Here is a 787-nt window from a genome sequence, read left to right as displayed (position 1 = left end):
GGTCAAACACCGGGCAGAGTTTGGCGACTGGGAGTTGGTGGATGGGCAGCAGCGACTCACAACCATTCATCTCATCCTGAACTATCTGAGCGAGTTGTTGCTAGCCCTCGGCCAGGACTCATTCCGCATGAGCTATCAGACGCGGCAAGACAGCGAGTCTTTTCTACAGACAAAGATCGATACGACCCAGGCCGGCAAGAACATCGACTACTTCCACATATGCGAGGCCTATGTGGCCATTCAGGATTGGTTCCAGGGCCGCCATGGCAGTCACCGCATGAAGGTGCTGCAAACCCTGGTCAACGACGACAGCGCGGGCAAGAACGTTAAGGTCATCTGGTACGAGCTACCACAATCACAGGCTGCCATCCCGGCCTTCACTCGCCTTAATGTGGGCAAGATCGCGTTGACGAATTCCGAGTTGGTTCGCGCGCTCTTCCTGCGCGTTGGTAATTTCTCAGCATCCTCTGCTACCGAGCAGCAACTACGCATAGCCCAAGAATGGGACAGTATTGAGAAAGGGCTGCAGTCAGACGAGTTCTGGTATTTCTTGCACAGTGGCACCGGCATCCCGCAGAACCGCATTGAGTACATTTTCGATATTCATGCCCGTGCCGAGGGCTGGCACAGCGAGCCCGGGGATGCCTACAGCACCTTCCATTTCTTTAACGATAAGCTGAAGGGTGGATCGTGCAGGGCGGAATTAGAGTGGTTGCGGGTGAAGCAATCTTTCATGTCTTTGCAAGAGTGGTTCGAGGATCGCGTGCTTTATCACCTTGTTGGCTTC

1 protein-coding gene is annotated in these 787 nt (G+C 54.4%); it reads left to right on the top strand.

Going from position 1 to position 787, the window contains the following annotated elements:
• On the top strand, positions 1 to 787 hold a 787-nt coding region (locus AC1DRJ_RS30615), incomplete at both ends, for a DUF262 domain-containing protein (RefSeq protein WP_477805405.1).

This window comes from Pseudomonas sp. P5_B2 (assembly GCF_056400445.1).
This window is presented reverse-complemented; position numbering and strand designations above follow the sequence as displayed.